We start from the raw sequence: 238 nt of genomic DNA on the forward strand, positions 1-238 counted from the left end.
GATGATCGAGTAGCCACCGCAACTCGTCAGCCCCGCGACATCCGAGTTCAGCACGGCCGGGCCGCCGACCAGTGTGACATTCGTCGCTCCGAGGAAGAAGATGTCGTCCAGCGTCCGCTGCGGCACGCAGCCTCCCAGCGTGATGAACAGCGGCGACGCGGTCTTGCCGGCCCACGCGGAGGCGCCGAGGGCGTCCGGGAAGTTCAGCCCGTGCGCCAGGATGACCCGGTTGCTGTTC

At 68.1% G+C, this 238-nt stretch carries 1 protein-coding gene; it reads right to left on the reverse strand.

The genetic code is table 11. The features are described from left to right. The coding region (locus SB719_RS22485; protein WP_412160084.1) for a cell wall-binding repeat-containing protein at positions 1–238 on the reverse strand (238 nt) is incomplete at both ends.

The organism is Pantoea sp. SIMBA_079 (assembly GCF_046940275.1).
Classification (GTDB): domain Bacteria; phylum Pseudomonadota; class Gammaproteobacteria; order Enterobacterales; family Enterobacteriaceae; genus Pantoea; species Pantoea borealis.